Here is a 17,063-nt window from a genome sequence, read left to right on the forward strand (position 1 = left end):
TTTTTAACGTAGTTGAGTGTCATGCAGACAAAAAATACCCCGCCTAACAATGCACCAGATGAAGACCCAGCACAGCGCGATGCTCGTGCCGTTAGGCGCTGGTATCCGCTATCATTTTTACTCAAGCTGCTGGTGCTGGTCATTATCGTACTAGCGATTATGTTTGCGATATTTTTTTATGCAGCAGGTACTGATGCGGGTACTAAATTCATTTTAGAAAAAATCAGTGCTGAGACGGGTATCGGTTTCAAATATGGGCGCGGTAATTTGCGTGATGGTATTTGGGTGACAGATATCGATATTGAAGCCACTGAAGACCTTGAGGTATTAGTAGACAAAGCTTATGTCAAGATAGGCTGGCGTGCGATATTTGCAAAAGAAGTACACCTGAGTGATGCCGATATACAGACCATCGAAATTCTCAATAAGAAACCACCGACTGGCGAGCCGTTTGATTATAAGACGCTAAAGCTACCAGTCAATCTACGTTTTGATCACGCAAAAATCAATAAAATTATTTATAAGCAAGTGACCAAAGAGCCTATTGTTATCAACAATACTACGGCTCGCGATCTGACATGGGTTGGCAGCACTGTGACGGTCGGTCGCGGCAGCTTGCAATATGCTGATATTGTAAAAGTCAGTGCCTTACAAGGTGAGGCAGATTTACAAGGCGACTACCCACTGGATCTGAGCGCGATTGTAGAGGTGAGTGCACTTGAAAAAGCTTATATCGATCCATTGAATATCACGGCAACTGGTACGCTAAAACGTACGGTTGGGCAGGTGCGTAGCCGCTATAACGACAGCGACGTTAGCGGCGATTTTGTGGTTCAAGGCCTAGATGCAGGCGCACCGTTTCAGGCAAAACTGAAGTGGGATGATATTTTAGTCCCTTATGCAGATGACCAAAATATTCATCTAAAAAGTGGTATGGCGACTGCATCAGGGGTTATCTCTGAGATACAACTGCGCATCAACACAGAATTGACTGCCAAAGACATTCCATCCGGTCATTATCAAGGGCGCGGCGTCATTGCAGACAGTCAATTGCGTATTGACCGCTTAGAAGCCGACGTTCCCTCTGGACGTTTGCTGCTTCAGGGCATCTTAGGCTGGAAAGAGAGCTTTAATGCGACAGTGCGTGCGGCTGGTAGTAACTTTGACATTCGACGTGCGATTCCTGATGAGTATGCTGATTTTAAAGCGTATGCTCCGCAAACGCTCAATGGTAGATTATCGTTACGCTATCAGCAGCAAAACAGTACAGGTAATACAGAGATTGATGTAGACCTACGTCAGCGTGACGGCGAATATGTCAACGCCAACCTAGTGCGCGGCAAGACGTCTGCTAAATCTCAACAGACAGCGCCTTGGTATATTGATGCAAGATGGCAAAACTTGACCCGCCGTGATGTGCCTAATATTGGTAACATCAATAGCCCGCGTGGTCAGGCCGATGTGATTGTCCGTGGCTCCAATGTCTCAGTAGATGCCAATGCAGTGATCAATGAGCTCAATGCGGCGCCCAAAGGCAACTATGATGTGCGCTTGCGTAAAGCAGGTGACGTCATTGATATCAACCGCCTCAATTATGATGGCATCGTAGGCGACCTATCAGGAACTGGGCAGATTCGGCTAGCAAATAAAAACCGCCCACTGACATGGCAGATTGATGCAGCGACCAAAGGTTTATTGCCTAAAGAGTACCGTAGTGACTTACCACTTGAGCGCCTGACGGGCCGCCTAAGTGCTCGTGGTCGCCTGTTAAATATCACCAAAAACGGCGTTAGCGGTCAACGTCACATCATCACGGTTAATAGTACAGACCTGCAAGCACAACTGGATGCCACGCAAAACGGTCGCGCAATCGGTATAACAGGTAGCGGTGATGCCAGTGTCGATATCGTGGGTGGTGAGTTGTCCGTATTTGATGCACGTTTTGATGGTCAGATCGATACAGCGGATGTACCAAAAGGTCGTCTATCAATCGACGCAGCGGGTACGCCAAAATTAATTAGTATCCGTAAATTGAATTATGATGGCGAAGCTGGTGCGGTGAATGCCAAAGGTGTCATTGACTTGCGTCGTAATATTGGCTGGACGGTCGATGGACGTTTCGATCAGTTTAATTTAGGGTATTTTTTGCCAAATAATTCAGCAATCATCACAGGTGATCTAAAAACCAGTGGCGAGTGGCAGGCTGCGCCTAAAAACAGCCCAAATACCGCAGGTAAATTACAGCGTTTTGCTGTGAATTTCGATGGGGTTTTGGATGCCGAGCAGTTACCAGCAGGTAAGCTGAATATTAACGCGAGCGGCGATAGTCAGCTGATCCGTATCAACCGTCTGCGGCATGTGGGCGCGGCAGGTAGTATTGATGCCAAAGGAGAGGTTGATGTGCGTCAAGGCATTGCATGGGACATTAGTGCCGTGATGGATCGCTTCAATATCGGATATTTCTTAAAGGATACACCAAGCCTTATCACGGGTAACATCGATACAGATGGACGTTGGGGCGATACGCAGCAAACAATCAATATCAGACAAGTCAATCTGAGCGGTATGCTGAAAGGCCAGCCACTTAGTGCTAAAGGCAGCTTGGCTGCAAAACTGCGCTTGCCAAAAGACTTAGCCAGCTATTTCAAACGTCTACAAACACAAGATGCCCAAGCACAGTATAAGCAAGTGAATGCATTGATCGATAGTTTAAACGCTGACAACTTGATACTACGCTGGGGTGACAACTATGTCACTGCTAATGGCAATGCCAAACAGCTACAGACCAAAATCAATATCATAAGCCTAGATCAACTGTCAGATAAGCTTGCTGGTAAAGTCACTGGTGGAGCGACTTTGTCTCAACCAGTAGGTCAGGCACTACCGACGATCTATATCGACTTGGTGGGTGAGCGAATTGCACTACCGGGCTTTATTTTGCGTCAAGGTCGTATACGTGGCAAGCTGGTTAATCTAGCCAATAGTCCAAGCCAGCTTATCGTCAGCGCTGAAGGTCTGGATGCTGCGGGACAAAGCTTCGATAGTGTAAAAGCCTCCTTTAATGGGACTGAGCAATCTCATATCGTTGATCTAAATGTAGCCAATCAGCAGCTTGATGTTGGCGCTAGGCTTAAAGGTGGGTTTGATCGCGACAAGCTTCGTTGGTCAGGAGTCATCGGTAAAGGCCGCGTTAAATCCAGATACGCTACCTTAAATCAATTACAGCCAGCACAGCTGATTGTGAATTTGCCCAATAATCAACAGGGCAATAATACAGATCTCAAAGTACAGTTGGCTGCACATTGTTGGCAAGCCACGGACCAAACGGGCAAGCTATGCTTACGCAAGAACTTAGTGGCTTCTCCAGCCAGTGGTGAAGTCGATGTGGCATTGCAGAATTTAGATACGTCATTATTTTCAGTATTTTTACCAAAGGATATTGATTGGCACGGCAAGATTAATGGTAAAGCCATTGTCGGTTGGCAACGTGGTCGTCCGCCAACTATTAACACGACACTATATTCAGACAATGGCAAAATTGGCTTGATTCAAGACGGGGATAGCACGCCTGTGACACTGCCTTATAAGCGTGTTTCACTAATCGCCTTGTCGGTGCCAGAAGGTATCAAGCTGCGTACCGACATCAATACGGGTCGCGGTGCTCGCGGTTATGCTGAAGTCGTTGTTGATCCTTACAAAACACCGAAACCCATCTCTGGTGCACTCGTGTTAAATGAGCTTGATTTGGCGATATTTAAGCCTTTCTTCCCAGGTATGAGAGTACTAAAAGGCAACGTTACAATGGCAGGAGGACTGGGCGGTACGCTAGATAAGCCGCAGTTCTATGGTGATGTGAAACTCTCTGATGGCCGTATCGCTATGCTGGATTTGCCAGTGAATCTGACCAATGTCAACACACAGGCCAAAATTCGCGGTACGCAGGCGACCATTGATGGTACGTTCAAAAGCGGCACAGGCACAGGAACTTTAACAGGAACCGTCAACTGGCAGCAAAAACTACAGGCCAAATTGAGTATCGTTGGTGAAGGGCTCGTGATTACGCAGCCGCCACTACTCGTGGCTGAGATCAATCCTGATATTGACATCATCGTACGCCCAACGGATCGCTATGTGGATATTAAAGGCGCTATCAGCGTGCCAACCGCTACCATTCGTCCACCAGAGGCCAGCGAAGATATTGTGACTCAATCTGAAGATGTGGTAGTGCTGGATCGGCGTTTGATCGGCAACATCGATGAGGTATTGGCAATATCAAAACCTTGGTCTATCAATGCCGATATCGGTGTTGATTTGGGTGATGACATCAATTTCCGTGGTTTTGGTGCCGTTATTCCATTGGCTGGTGCAATTAATATCAATCAAAATGGCACGGGCATCATGCGTGCCAAAGGCGTGGTTCAAGTATCACGTCGTACCAATATCAATGCTTTTGGTCAAAGCCTAGAACTAAATTATGGTCAAGTACGCTTTAATGGCGATGTCATGAAGCCCAACTTGAGTATTGAAGCGGCAAAAACCATTAATGGTAAAACAGTGGGTCTACGCGTAAAAGGCAATACCGAAAACCCCAACATCATCGTCTTTAATAATGCAGGATTGACGCAGCAGCAAGCGATGAATGCGCTGGTGACAGGGCGAATCGATAACAAGAGCGCCACTCAAATCAGTGAGCAAGGGTTCAAATCACAAGTGACCAATAACCTAGCCGCTGCTGGACTGAGCTTTGGTCTGAGTGGTACGCGCAGTCTGACCAATCAAATCGGACAGGCCTTTGGTTTACAGAGCTTGACGGTGGATGCATCGGGTAGCAGCGAAGATACCAACGTCAATGTCACCGGTTACGTGACCCCTGACTTGTATATTCGCTACGGCGTGGGTGTCTTTAATGCTCAAAATAGCTTATCTGTTCGCTATCAATTGACTCGTCGTATTTACGTAGAAGCCAGCTCGGCTGCTGAAAATGCGGTAGACGTGGTCTATAGTTGGCAATTCTAACGCTCTTACTTGACCGAGTGGGTATCTGATCAGCGGTATGGATTGAGACGGATTCTTATAATTATTGCTTTACAAAAAAAACGCCTCGTAATGAAGGCGTTTTTTTTATAAAAAATGTAGTCTACTCATACAGCTATTTGGTCAGAATCAACCGATTGTTGCGAGTGAGGCGTAAGCGATACTCTTCGCCTTGATGCTCGATACGTACTTCTTTGGTCAGGGCAAATAGATGCTGCGACTGTAGTGTTGGCAGACGGTTTTCACGGCAGTTTAGATAACGAGAGATAACCATACTCATGGTAAATTCCTTTTGATAAGAAGTGGCTTAATAAATTAGCTATGTTCTAATTAACCTTAACGATAATAATTATCATTTAGATTGAATGAATTTGCAAGGTAATTGATAAAATAAAATGCAGTTATTGTGTAAATTTATCTAAGGCTACTGTCACAAAGTGAGAATAGGGGGCTTTCTCCTTGTAGAAACACAGAATTTATAAGATGTATAAAAACGATAGGGACCATAAAGACAGTCGCCACGTTGTTACAGCTGCCAAGTTATATACGCAGAATCAGGCGATTAAAAAGTCATAATGAAGAGAGAAGTGAAAGGTAGAGTTATGCCAAATGAGATGAGCGGCCAATCAAAAACGAAAAACATCACCATCGTCAATGTTGCAGTTGCCGTTATTTATTATAAAACCAAGTATTTGCTTGGATTCCGAGATGCAGCTCAGCATCAAGGCAATCGCTATGAATTTGTAGGCGGCAAAATAGAGGCTGATGAGTCAGCAGAGCAGGCATTGATTCGGGAGGTCGTTGAAGAAACAGGGATCGATATTCATCAAAATATGATGGTGAAGCTTGGGCGTTTGCATCACGACTATGGTGACAAGCAGGTGAGCTTGCAGGTTTATCAGGTTGAACTGACCGCACAGCAGTATGAACAGCACAAGCATTGTGAGTATGGATTAGAAGGCCAAGCAATGACGTGGGTTGAAAAATCTAAGCTACTAGCAGGAGCGTATCATTTGCCCGCTGCTAATAAAACTATTTTAGAATGGCTAAAGCTTCCTACAAAAATAGCGATTACGTATCCACTTGCGCATTTTTCTGCCCAGCCAAATTCAGCAGCAGCATGGGTGCACTATCATCGAGAACAGTTGGCAACAGAGTCTTGGGTTTATATCCGACTAAAAGCATCTGAGTTAGAATATATTGCCCAGCAGCTAATGGATGTGCGTCCAGATATTCTAGCGATTTTGCCGTACGACAACGACTGTCAGCGCTCCAAGACGACAAGTACCGATGCAATGGTAGAGGCAAAAACGACTGGTTCGATTGTCGCTAAACACCTGACGCATTCGGTATTAATGGCATGGTTCAATGGTACTCAAGATATTACAGAGTCTGAGCAATTGGCCCACATCTCGAGTAAGCATCCACTAATAGTCAGCTGTCATGATATTGCCAGCATTCGTGCCGCTAATAAACTTGCGAGTATGCGCATACAGCAGCAGTTGTCGCCAGTGATTGGCGCTTTTTTGTCTCCTGTACTTACAACTCGGACGCATCCTGACACGGTGCCACTTGGCTGGGAGTCGTGGTCAGCTTTGGCACGGTTAGCTGACATGCCAGTCATTGGTCTGGGCGGCTTGGCACCTGTCATGATTGACCAGACATTAGCGCACGGCGGTGTCAGTGTCGCAGGCATTCGTCAGTTCCACGAATAAAAAACTAGAAAATGAGTGCCCATTAAGCAGCAATATCATTCACTTGACTATGTTTGCTTATGAAGATAGGTAAGTGTAAATAACTGATTTTTAAGTTATTTATCCAGTCAGTAACTATGTGATTATGATGTGTGCATACCAATGCATAAACCCATCGTTATTTACAAACCGTTGCGTTTCCCTACATTGCACTACTGTTTTAATAGTCCAGCTGCCCTTAATATATATTCCATATCTACAACGCATTGATTCTGGTTTTTATCAGTAAACTAAATATTAACGCATCTATCAAAACTTATAATAAAAAAGAGCGTTTGTAGCAGTAGAGTTTGGGTCGATAATTAATTCTGAAACTCAGGCTCATTATAAAATCAATTCGGATAAATGATGCAGATAAGGTATTTTAACAGTCACTATTAATAACGGTATCCCTATGAAAACCAATAAGTTACCTGATTCAGCATGGACTGACTCACAGGCAGCTGGTTCTCAATCTCAGCAGACTATACAGTCAAACAGCTATAACAATGGTCGTCATGCGCAACAAACAATAAATGCCAGTAATGATGCAAACTATAGCCATAAAAAACTGAGCAATGAAAACCTGAACGGCGAATATTCGCACCATCTGGCAGACGACATGTCTTCACAAGACAGCTATTTTGGATACAAAAGCGCCGACAAAAGCCTTACTAAGGTCAAAGAGTCCGCTATGAGTAACAGTAAAAACAGTCAACATCTGAAAAATAATGATAAAGAACAATTCAACATTGCTAATGGATACAAGCGATCAGCAACGTTGAATAAAGACGAGCCGCTAATCTCTGAGCTTGTAGATGACCAAGCAAGTAATTTGCAAGACAGCACCAAGCAAATCCTTGATACTTCATCAACCACTATCAACTCGTCATACAAAGACATACCGGAGCGTATATTTATGAATGGACTTATCAAGCATACAGGCATTGCGTTAGCGATCATCATACCGCTAGCGGCATTTTCAGCCTATGCTGCAACGCCGCCCATTAATATGGCTACTACCAGTAATATGCAAGATAATGTGATGAGCGAGAAGATTACGACCGATATGCTATCAGTTAAGCCAAACGATATTATCTATAAGCCTGCAAGCACACCAACGACAGTGGATAGTGTCGATCTCAATGAATACGCTGGGACATGGTATGAGATCGGACGTCTACCTATGTATTTCCAGCGCAAATGTGCAGGCGATGTCACGGCAAACTATACGCAAAAGACCGATGGGTCAGGCATTGTCGTCACTAACAAATGCGTGAGCGAGGGTGGTTCAGGTATTACGGCAGAAGGTTTGGCTAAGCCAGTCGATGAAAGTGGTAGCAAACTAAAAGTGACGTTTTTACCGAAGTGGATTCGCTGGATCCCAGTCGGCCGCGCCGATTATTGGGTACTGGCACGTGATGCAGATTATAAAACTGCGCTAGTAGGGACACCTGATAAAAAATACTTATGGCTCCTAGCACGGTCGCCGAATATCAGTCAAGAAACGTATACTAAATATCGTCAGGTTGCTCAGCAGCAAGGATATGATTTGAAAGAGTTTACATTGACGTCGCAGAGCAACCAAACAGTGAATCTAGCACCATAATAGATATAATGAAAATTATTGCTTCAATTAATTAAGCGCTATGGCAATTATCATGTAAACGACGTCCTAATAAGGCAGCATATATGGCTGCCTTTATTTTTATCCTTGTTTATGTATGAGTCTGTATATAACGACAAAACCTATTATGCACACTAGCTAATCGGTTATTACTGGCAAAATGAGGCATTTTAGGCTAAAATCTAGGCGATTTGAATACTCTGACGTCAAGAACTGATATTGATAGTGGTCGATTATCCTATTACAGTCACCACCTAGAGCATACACGACCTATCTTATTTATATCTCTTCATATTTTATCGATCATACATTACTGACCATAAGGATGTTTCTCGTGAGCAACGCTGATACCTTACGCCAATTACATCAAGACCACTTAAAAAACTACAACAATCAAGAGCAACAAGCCATTGAGCTTATGGGGCTATTGAGCAAGCTCTATAATGAGCAAGACGTACAAGTGACTTTGTTTGGCGAAACGCTAGACGCTACTTCAGTTGGTCAAATAATTGCGCTACATCAAAAAGCAGCATTGCGCGACAACGATGCCAACGCTATCGATATCGCTGATACTCTAGCGATGGTAAAAGTTATCTCAGAAAACACTGATATCCAAGCGACTCGTATCGACGTCGGCCAATTGATTGCTAATGATACTGATGTACAAGCCGCTCTACAGTCTATCAACAACGCTGGTGCCGTGAATGGCGCAACGGACGTTGTACTGTATGGTTTTGGTCGTATCGGTCGTATTTTGACCCGTCTGTTATTGTCACAAGCATCAAGCGCAAAAGGTTTGCAGCTAAAGGCAATCGTCGTACGTCCAGCCGCTGCTGGTGACTTGGCTAAGCGTATCTCATTGCTTGAGCGCGACTCAATTCATGGTAGATTCTTAGGTGGCATCAGTATCGATGAAGACAATAACGGCATGATCGTTAATGGTCGTTTCGTACAAGTCATCTATGCCAAAGACCCAAGCGAAATCGATTATACTGCTTATGGTATTGACAATGCGCTAGTTATCGATAACACCGGTATTTGGAAAGACGAAGCGGGCCTTGGTAAGCACCTACAGTCTACTGGCGTGAAAAAAGTACTCCTAACGGCACCTGCTGGTGGCGATATCAAAAACGTCGTTTATGGTGTGAATAACGACACCGTTGGTGATGACACAATCGTGAGTGCTGCGAGCTGTACCACCAATGCTATTACCCCGACATTAAATGTACTAAACGATGAGTACGGTATCGTAAATGGTCATGTAGAGACTATTCACTCATTTACCAATGATCAGAACTTGGTTGATAACTATCATAAAGCGGATCGCCGTGGTCGTAGTGCGGTGATGAACATGGTTATCACTAGTACTGGTGCGGCAAAAGCCGTTGGTAAAGCATTACCAGAATTGAACGGTAAGCTAACGGGTAATGCTATCCGTGTACCGACACCAAATGTCAGCCTAGCAATCTTGAACTTGAATCTAAAGACCGCACCAGCAAGCGCTGATGCGTTGAATGAGTTCTTGCGTAAGATTGCTAACAGCAGCACATGGCAGTCGCAAATTGCTTATACTGATTCTACAGAAGCGGTATCTACTGACTTTGTTGGTACGACCCATGTTGGTATCGTTGATGCCCAAGCGACTATCTTGACTGACAACCAAGCTATCGTTTATGTTTGGTATGATAATGAAGTCGGTTATAGCACTCAGGTATTGCGTTTGGCGACGCAGATGGCAGGAATCAGCTACGCTCAGATTCCAGCATAGATTACTAAATACAGTAGCGCAATAACGTTATACTAAGCCTCTCAAAGCATGGTCACTTTAAAGATTATGCTGCAATAGACTCTACTTTGCATAGCTTGGTATCACTTTAACTGTCATACTTAAACACCCGATAGTCCGATTGATTATCGGGTGTTATTGTCATAATGGGCATGACGTAACATAGCTTCTATAGATTGCTCATTTTGTCAGAACGATATAGCAAAACCTCAAAATACAACCGCTGGTTGTCACCAGTCATAGACTGGATTGTGAATTAAGGAACGTAAGATGCGATTTATTGATGAAGCCGTCGTAACGGTAAAAGCAGGTGACGGTGGTAACGGAATCGCCAGTTTTCGCCGAGAAAAATATGTCCCACGTGGTGGACCGGATGGTGGCGATGGCGGTAAAGGCGGAGATATTTATGTCATTGCAGAGGACAACACCAACACTCTAGTTGACTATCGCTATACCCGTCGTCATGATGCCATGCGCGCTGAGAATGGCCACAGCAGAAACTGCTCAGGCAAGGGCTCTGATGATCTTTATTTACCAGTACCAGTTGGTACGACGGTCGTGGATACCGAAACTGATGAAGTACTCGGTGATTTGATTGAAGTTGGCCAGACGCTATTGGTCGCTAAAGGTGGTGACGGTGGTCTGGGTAATACCCATTTCAAAAGCTCAACCAACCAAGCACCGCGTAAAGCTACGTCTGGTTTTGAGGGTGAGTTAAAAGTTCTTAAGTTTGAGCTAAAAGTTGTGGCTGATGTTGGCTTGATTGGTTTGCCTAATGCTGGTAAATCGACCTTTATCCGTCAAGTTTCTGCCGCCAAACCAAAAGTGGCTGATTATCCCTTTACCACGCTAGTACCAAACTTGGGTGTGGTCGATATTGGTCGTCATCGTTCGTTTGTGATGGCAGATATCCCTGGTCTTATTGAAGGCGCATCAGAAGGCGCAGGACTTGGTATTCGCTTTTTAAAGCACGTGGCTCGTACGCGTCGTCTGCTACACTTAGTCGATGTCAAGCCCGTCGATGGTAGCGACCCGGTCGAGAACGCCCGCGTTATCCTAAATGAGCTTGAGCGTTTTTCACCTGAATTGGCCAACTTGCCACAAATTTTGGTATTGAACAAAATCGATCAGGTCAATGATGAAGACTTGAACGCGCTTTGTACACATATCGTGGCAGAGCTTGGTTGGACAGGTATGGTTTTCCGTACAGCAACGCTGACTGGTGAAGGTGTTGATGCAGTAAAATATCATTTAATGAATGATATTGAACTTGAGCGCGAGCGCGAAATAGAAGATCCTATATTCGCTGAAGCACAAAAAGAACGTTTTGAGCGTTTAGAAGCCGAAGTGCGTCTCAACACTGAAGCCCAGCGTGAAGCGTATCGCGCTGCTAAAAAAGCAGCACGTGAAGGTTTGGACTCGTCTGATTATAATGACGATGACGACGATGGTGTTGAGATAATGTACGTTCCTTAAGCTAGTATGCTTAAGCGGTTATACTTGAATTGTGAATTTAATCCCTACAATCAATTGATATGAAAAAAAGGAGTTTATATGGCAGATGACATAGCAAACACGACCGAAGAAGCAAGATTTGTTAAACAATCTCGCAACTTTGATATTCAGCGCGTTATTGTCAAGATTGGCTCATCATTATTGACAAATAATGGTCGAGGGTTGGATCGTACTGCCATATATGAGTGGGCGAAGCAGATTGCTAAGCTGCACAAAAAAGGTGTTGAAGTGCTGCTGGTATCGTCAGGTGCCGTTGCTGAAGGTGTGGTACGTATGGACCTTGAGGAACGCCCTAAAAAACTGGCAGCATTACAAGCCTGCGCTTCTATTGGCCAAATGGGACTGATTGAAACATGGTGGTCAGCACTGATTCAGCATGGAATTCAAAGCTCACAGCTCTTATTGACTCATGATGACTTGTCCAATCGTAGCCGTTATCTCAATACCACAGGCGCGCTCACGCAACTATTAGAATGGCGTGTGCTACCGGTCATTAACGAAAATGACACCATTACCATTGATGAGATTAAATTTGGCGATAATGACACGTTAGGTGCGATGGCAGCCGCGATGGTTAATGCAGATTTGTACATCATCTTAACCGATCAAGAAGGCGTGTTCACTGATAACCCACGTGACAATCCTGATGCCAAGATGATTCGTCAAGAACGTGCCATGGCCGATTATTTATTTGATATTGCAGGTGACGGTGGTAAGCTTGGACGCGGTGGTATGTTAACCAAAATTCGTGCTGGTCGTCTTGCAGCAATGGGTGGTTGTCCAACCGTTATTGTGAGCGGTGCTATCGATGATGTGATCACTCGTGTTGTCTCAGGTGAGGCAGTCGGTACACTATTGACCACCAACGAAGAAGATAAAATCATCGCTCGGAAACAATGGCTTGCCGCGCATTTGCGTATGTCAGGTAGCTTGGTCGTTGATGCAGGTGCCGCAAAAGCATTGACTGAGCATAACAGAAGCTTACTGCCAGTAGGCGTTGTAGAAGTTCGTGGCGGCTTTGATGAAGGTGATGTGGTAGAAATTGTTCATCAAGACACTGGCGAGCGTATAGCCGTTGGGCAAGTAAACTTCTCATCGCATGAGGCGCACCGTGTTGCCCGTGAGCGTACAGAGAAGTTTGACAAAATCTTTGGTAGTAACGAAGACCGTGTGGTGATGGTGCATCGTGACAATCTTGCGATAACTGTATAACGTATTCATGATATAGCACGGCTGTTTTTTATAGCTTATAAATATTTATTGTTATTTTATTTAACCTATTTTATCCAGCACAGTATCTATTTATAAATTGGATACTATGTTGTTTTGGAGATTTGTACATGAGTGCTTCAGACAAGAGTGACTCGATTCAGCAGCAATTTGCACCACTAAAAAATGACAGGCTGCTACGTGCATTACGCTTTGAGCCCATCGATACCACGCCAGTTTGGATGATGCGCCAAGCTGGTCGTTACTTACCAGAGTACAAAGCCACTCGTGCTGAAGCCGGCGACTTTATGAGCCTGTGCAAAGATACAGATCGTGCTACTGAAGTGACGCTCCAACCGTTACGTCGTTATGACTTAGATGCCGCGATCTTATTTAGTGACATCTTGACCATTCCTGATGCCATGGGATTGGGTTTGTATTTTGAGACTGGCGAAGGTCCTAAGTTTAAGCATCCGATTCGCAAGCAGGCTGATCTTGATAGATTGCCAGTACTTGAGCCTAATGATTCTCTTGACTATGTAATGCGGGCCGTAACCAGCATTCGCAAAGCGCTAAATGGTCAAGTGCCTTTATTTGGGTTTTCTGGTAGTCCATGGACGCTCGCGACATATATGATAGAAGGTGGTAGTTCAAAGGATTATCGTTATACCAAAGGCTTTTTGTATAGCGATCCCAGCTTTTTACATCAGTTATTAGACAAGCTTGCGACTTCGGTCATTGACTATCTCGATGCACAAATTGTGGCCGGAGCTCAGATCGTACAAATATTTGACAGTTGGGGCGGGGCGCTTGGTCATCGTCAATTTATCGAGTTTTCGCACAATTACAACAAGCGTATCGTGGCTGAACTAAAGCAACGCCATCCACAAGTACCAGTGGTATTATTTACCAAAGGTGGCGGATTATGGCTTGATATTCAGGCTGATAGCGAAGCTGACGCTTTAGGTTTAGATTGGACGATGCCGCTTGACCGCGCGCGTCAAGTACTGACTGAGAGCCAGCGTGAGTTGACCAAAAAGCATAAGAAGCTACAAAGCAGCAAAGCCATTCAAGGCAATTTAGATCCGGCAACGTTATACGGATCACCCGCCACTATCCGCTCTGAAGTGAATGCGATGCTTGATCGCGCCTATGCTAATGGCGAAAAAACTGGCTACATTGCAAACTTAGGTCATGGTATTACCCAGTGGGTGAATCCTGACAATGCCAAAGTCTTTGTTGATGCGGTACATGACTACAAGATCTAAAAGCCACGGTATTCAAAGCTATGGTATTCAAAGCCATAATATTCAGAGACGGTAGGATTGACAGACTGGTTTTATGTCTATATGGCTTTGTAAGCTAGATAAAAATATAGAATTTATTAGATATAATGAGTGCTTACTAAGAATAAGGATAATTTATGATTTCAGCAGCGATTGTCGGTGGTACAGGTTACACAGGTATTGAGCTTATTCGCTTACTATCTGCTCACCCTGAAGTGTCTATTGATTTGCTAACCTCGCGTAGCGAAGCTGGCACTCGCGCTGATGAAATCTTCCCAAGCTTACGCGGTATCTCAGATATTGTTTTCAGTGACTTAGGTGACAATACGCTTGGGGCATTGCAAAAATGTGATGTTGTATTTTTTGCGACGCCGCATGGTGTTGCGATGAAGCAAGCAGAAGCGCTGACCCAAGCTGGCGTAAAAGTCATCGATTTGGCAGCTGATTTTCGCCTGCAATCATTGACGGAGTTTGAGCACTGGTACAAACAATCTCATGCTTGCCCTGAGCTGTTGAAGACAGCAGTTTACGGTTTGCCTGAAATCAATCGTGATAAGCTTGCCAGCGCTTTATTGGTCGGTAACCCTGGCTGCTATCCAACCACGGCGATTTTGGGTTTAAAACCTGTTATCGAAGCACAAAATGAGCAAGCAGAAAGACTAGTCGAGTCTCGTATTGTCATCGATGCCAAATCTGGTGTATCAGGTGCTGGTCGTCAAGCGTCACTGGCACTTAATTATGCGGAAACTACGGATAATTTTAAAGCCTATAGCGTTGAAGGTCATCGCCACTTGCCGGAGATTGAGCAGGGTGTGGCGCAGTTACTAGACAGTCAGTTTACACATCGTATTCGCTTTTTACCGCACTTAGTGCCTATGATACGCGGTATGCTGAGCTCAATTCACATGGAGCTGACCGATGCAGGTGCGGCTATCGATTGGCAGCAAGTGTTTGAAGACAGCTATGCATCAGAAGGTTTTGTTGATGTCATGCCAAAAGGTGTTTATCCAGACACGCGCAGTGTGCGTGCTAGTAATCGTCTACGTATCGCAGTACATCAAGACAACGAGCGTGCTGAGCTGACGGTCATTGTGGTGCAAGACAATTTGGTAAAAGGTGCCGCAGGGCAAGCTGTCCAGAATATGAATGTGATGTTCGGCTTTGATGAGTCGATGGGACTCAATTTTGCACCTATCGTACCTTAATGCTGGCTTTTTTGTCGCTAAGTCATTCATATTTATGGTACTAGGTATTGATTATAAATTCCGCTATAATAACTTGCCTTTACTCTTAAGAGATACCATCTAAATGCGTGTTAAACTTGAACGACGCTTTTTTTTAAAGTCATCACGTCTATCGTGTCAAGATTCTGTTCTATATGGCTTGGCGTGCAAAACGCATTCCGATAAAAATAGTAATGGCTTTATGAGTGATATCGGTAGCACTCAACGAGGCGCGTCTACATTAGTATTGGCTTTATTTGTAGTAGTGATATTAGTGACTGCCGTGGCTGGATTGCTATTCGGACATAAGCTGGGCTATCAGCGTGGTTTTCATTCGATGGAAACGCAAGCTCAGCAAGCGATTATCGATGGTAAAGAAGCGACAAAAGCGCTAGAAGATTTGCGTCTTAGTAATAAAATCGCGACCAATCAAGCCGCGACAGCCAAGCAAGAGCTGGCCATAAGTCTCGCAAATCTAAAAGAGCTGCGTGAAAATCAACAAGCTCTGACGGTAGAAAACAGGCAGGTCTCACAGCTTAATGAGATATATGCTGATGTGATTGCTGAGAAAGGTGGCATGCCGCTACAAATATTGGGCGCTAAGATTGAACCGCTGCCCGAAAATGCTTTTGAGTATGGTTTTGATATTGGTATGCTCAGTAGCGACGGTCAAGCCAAACGACTCCAGCCAACCTTGACGTTACTCAATAATGATGACCTTGTAGAAGTTCCCTTAGATCCTGCAAGCTATGCGATCGAAGGTATTGTTCGTATACGCGGTCGTTTTATAATGCCCTCAGGTTTTAAACCTTTACAAGCAAAACTAAGCTTGCAAGCAGGTGGCCAAACAGTAGAGCAATTGTACGATTGGAAGCTCGGTGATAAGGTTGATAACATGCTACCATCACTTTTAGACTTGCCAGAAGTTGATGAAAGCCCGATTGTTCCCTAGATACAAGTCTTAATAAATACCAAACAGCGATGATATAGTTGAAAACAAAGCACCATGTCTATATATAGTCATAGTGCTTGATATTTCATCGCCTGCCTAGCTAATCTCTCTTATTCCAAACTTACCTTATAATTATACTTTGATTATGATGAAAAAAATGATATTACAAGCTACGCCAACGGTTGCTGATTGGCATTTTCCAAATATGCCTGCTCATCGCGCACAGGACGGTGATACAGAAGGTGAAACGTCACCGCAAGCAGATGTGCTGGTTGCTGAGCCAGAAATTGCTAAACCGCCTATGTATGCGGTGGTTATGTATAATGACAATTACACGCCAATGGAGTTTGTCGTCTATATTTTGCAGTCAGAGTTCCGCCATAGTATGGACTCTGCGGTCGAAATTATGCTAACGATTCACAATAGTAGCAAAGGTATTGCTGGTATTTATCCCAAAGACATCGCTGAGACCAAGGCCAAAAAAGTAAATAGTTTGGCACATCGTGAGGGCTATCCACTATTAACCCAAATTGAGCCACATCAAGGCGAGTAAAAGGATAGCAAGACACTATATCTTATTCTCACATCAGCTCTCATTGCCATACCTAATCGTTTTTTGTTCTCATCCAGTTGTTATAGCAGCTCACTCTCAAAGTGAGCTAAGCCATCTATTTTTACAGCCTCGCTTTAGATACCCG

Annotated in this window: 11 protein-coding genes; 10 read left to right on the forward strand and 1 reads right to left on the reverse strand. The window is 44.4% G+C overall.

What is annotated here, in order from left to right:
- Positions 1 to 21: 21 nt before the first annotated feature.
- Positions 22 to 5,016, forward strand: a complete 4,995-nt coding sequence (locus CUR83_RS04840; RefSeq protein WP_284719213.1) for a translocation/assembly module TamB domain-containing protein — start codon at positions 22 to 24, stop codon at positions 5,014 to 5,016.
- 133 nt (positions 5,017 to 5,149) lie between these two features.
- On the opposite strand, the gene hemP is transcribed toward CUR83_RS04840, so the two are convergent.
- Entirely contained in the window at positions 5,150 to 5,308 is a 159-nt protein-coding gene (hemP, locus tag CUR83_RS04845) for a hemin uptake protein HemP (RefSeq protein ID WP_379542873.1), read from the reverse strand.
- A gap of 328 nt (positions 5,309 to 5,636) precedes the next feature.
- Here hemP and CUR83_RS04850 point away from each other — a divergent pair, with 328 nt between their 5' ends.
- The 9 genes from CUR83_RS04850 to CUR83_RS04890 all read left to right on the forward strand — a co-directional run bounded on the left by CUR83_RS04850 (position 5,637) and on the right by CUR83_RS04890 (position 16,918).
- Positions 5,637 to 6,749: an NUDIX domain-containing protein gene (locus CUR83_RS04850; RefSeq protein ID WP_284719214.1), complete on the forward strand. Its 1,113-nt coding sequence runs from the start codon at positions 5,637 to 5,639 to the stop codon at positions 6,747 to 6,749.
- A 433-nt stretch (positions 6,750 to 7,182) separates the two neighbouring features.
- Positions 7,183 to 8,376: a lipocalin family protein gene (locus CUR83_RS04855; RefSeq protein ID WP_284719215.1), complete on the forward strand. Its 1,194-nt coding sequence runs from the start codon at positions 7,183 to 7,185 to the stop codon at positions 8,374 to 8,376.
- Positions 8,377 to 8,719: 343 nt separating this feature from the next.
- Positions 8,720 to 10,162, forward strand: a complete 1,443-nt coding sequence (locus CUR83_RS04860) for a glyceraldehyde-3-phosphate dehydrogenase (RefSeq protein WP_284719216.1) — start codon at positions 8,720 to 8,722, stop codon at positions 10,160 to 10,162.
- 288 nt (positions 10,163 to 10,450) lie between these two features.
- Positions 10,451 to 11,656 carry an Obg family GTPase CgtA gene (gene cgtA / locus CUR83_RS04865; RefSeq protein WP_284719217.1) on the forward strand — a complete coding sequence of 402 codons (1,206 nt, stop codon included), beginning with the start codon at positions 10,451 to 10,453 and terminating at the stop codon, positions 11,654 to 11,656.
- 78 nt (positions 11,657 to 11,734) lie between these two features.
- Positions 11,735 to 12,907 (forward strand): glutamate 5-kinase, encoded by a 1,173-nt coding sequence (gene proB, locus CUR83_RS04870; RefSeq protein ID WP_058024204.1) that lies wholly within the window; start codon positions 11,735 to 11,737, stop codon positions 12,905 to 12,907.
- Positions 12,908 to 13,035: 128 nt separating this feature from the next.
- Positions 13,036 to 14,172 (forward strand): uroporphyrinogen decarboxylase, encoded by a 1,137-nt coding sequence (gene hemE, locus CUR83_RS04875; RefSeq protein WP_284719218.1) that lies wholly within the window; start codon positions 13,036 to 13,038, stop codon positions 14,170 to 14,172.
- A gap of 155 nt (positions 14,173 to 14,327) precedes the next feature.
- Positions 14,328 to 15,395, forward strand: a complete 1,068-nt coding sequence (argC, locus tag CUR83_RS04880) for an N-acetyl-gamma-glutamyl-phosphate reductase (RefSeq protein ID WP_071003502.1) — start codon at positions 14,328 to 14,330, stop codon at positions 15,393 to 15,395.
- Between the two features lie 220 nt (positions 15,396 to 15,615).
- Positions 15,616 to 16,365 (forward strand): hypothetical protein, encoded by a 750-nt coding sequence (locus tag CUR83_RS04885; protein WP_284719219.1) that lies wholly within the window; start codon positions 15,616 to 15,618, stop codon positions 16,363 to 16,365.
- Between the two features lie 157 nt (positions 16,366 to 16,522).
- On the forward strand, positions 16,523 to 16,918 hold the full coding sequence (locus tag CUR83_RS04890; protein ID WP_083328960.1) for an ATP-dependent Clp protease adaptor ClpS: 396 nt from the start codon (positions 16,523 to 16,525) through the stop codon (positions 16,916 to 16,918).
- Positions 16,919 to 17,063 lie beyond the last annotated feature (145 nt).

The organism is Psychrobacter pocilloporae, from assembly GCF_029872915.1.
In the GTDB taxonomy this organism is placed as follows: domain Bacteria; phylum Pseudomonadota; class Gammaproteobacteria; order Pseudomonadales; family Moraxellaceae; genus Psychrobacter; species Psychrobacter pacificensis.

Excerpts from the sequence above, each read along its gene's own strand:
- CUR83_RS04840 (WP_284719213.1), top strand. The coding sequence starts at position 22 with ATGCAGACAAAAAATACCCCGCCTAACAATGCACCAGATGAAGACCCA.
- hemP (WP_379542873.1), bottom strand. The coding sequence starts at position 5,308 with ATGGTTATCTCTCGTTATCTAAACTGCCGTGAAAACCGTCTGCCAACA.
- CUR83_RS04850 (WP_284719214.1), top strand. The coding sequence starts at position 5,637 with ATGCCAAATGAGATGAGCGGCCAATCAAAAACGAAAAACATCACCATC.
- CUR83_RS04855 (WP_284719215.1), top strand. The coding sequence starts at position 7,183 with ATGAAAACCAATAAGTTACCTGATTCAGCATGGACTGACTCACAGGCA.
- CUR83_RS04860 (WP_284719216.1), top strand. The coding sequence starts at position 8,720 with ATGTTTCTCGTGAGCAACGCTGATACCTTACGCCAATTACATCAAGAC.
- cgtA (WP_284719217.1), top strand. The coding sequence starts at position 10,451 with ATGCGATTTATTGATGAAGCCGTCGTAACGGTAAAAGCAGGTGACGGT.
- proB (WP_058024204.1), top strand. The coding sequence starts at position 11,735 with ATGGCAGATGACATAGCAAACACGACCGAAGAAGCAAGATTTGTTAAA.
- hemE (WP_284719218.1), top strand. The coding sequence starts at position 13,036 with ATGAGTGCTTCAGACAAGAGTGACTCGATTCAGCAGCAATTTGCACCA.
- argC (WP_071003502.1), top strand. The coding sequence starts at position 14,328 with ATGATTTCAGCAGCGATTGTCGGTGGTACAGGTTACACAGGTATTGAG.
- CUR83_RS04885 (WP_284719219.1), top strand. The coding sequence starts at position 15,616 with ATGAGTGATATCGGTAGCACTCAACGAGGCGCGTCTACATTAGTATTG.
- CUR83_RS04890 (WP_083328960.1), top strand. The coding sequence starts at position 16,523 with ATGATATTACAAGCTACGCCAACGGTTGCTGATTGGCATTTTCCAAAT.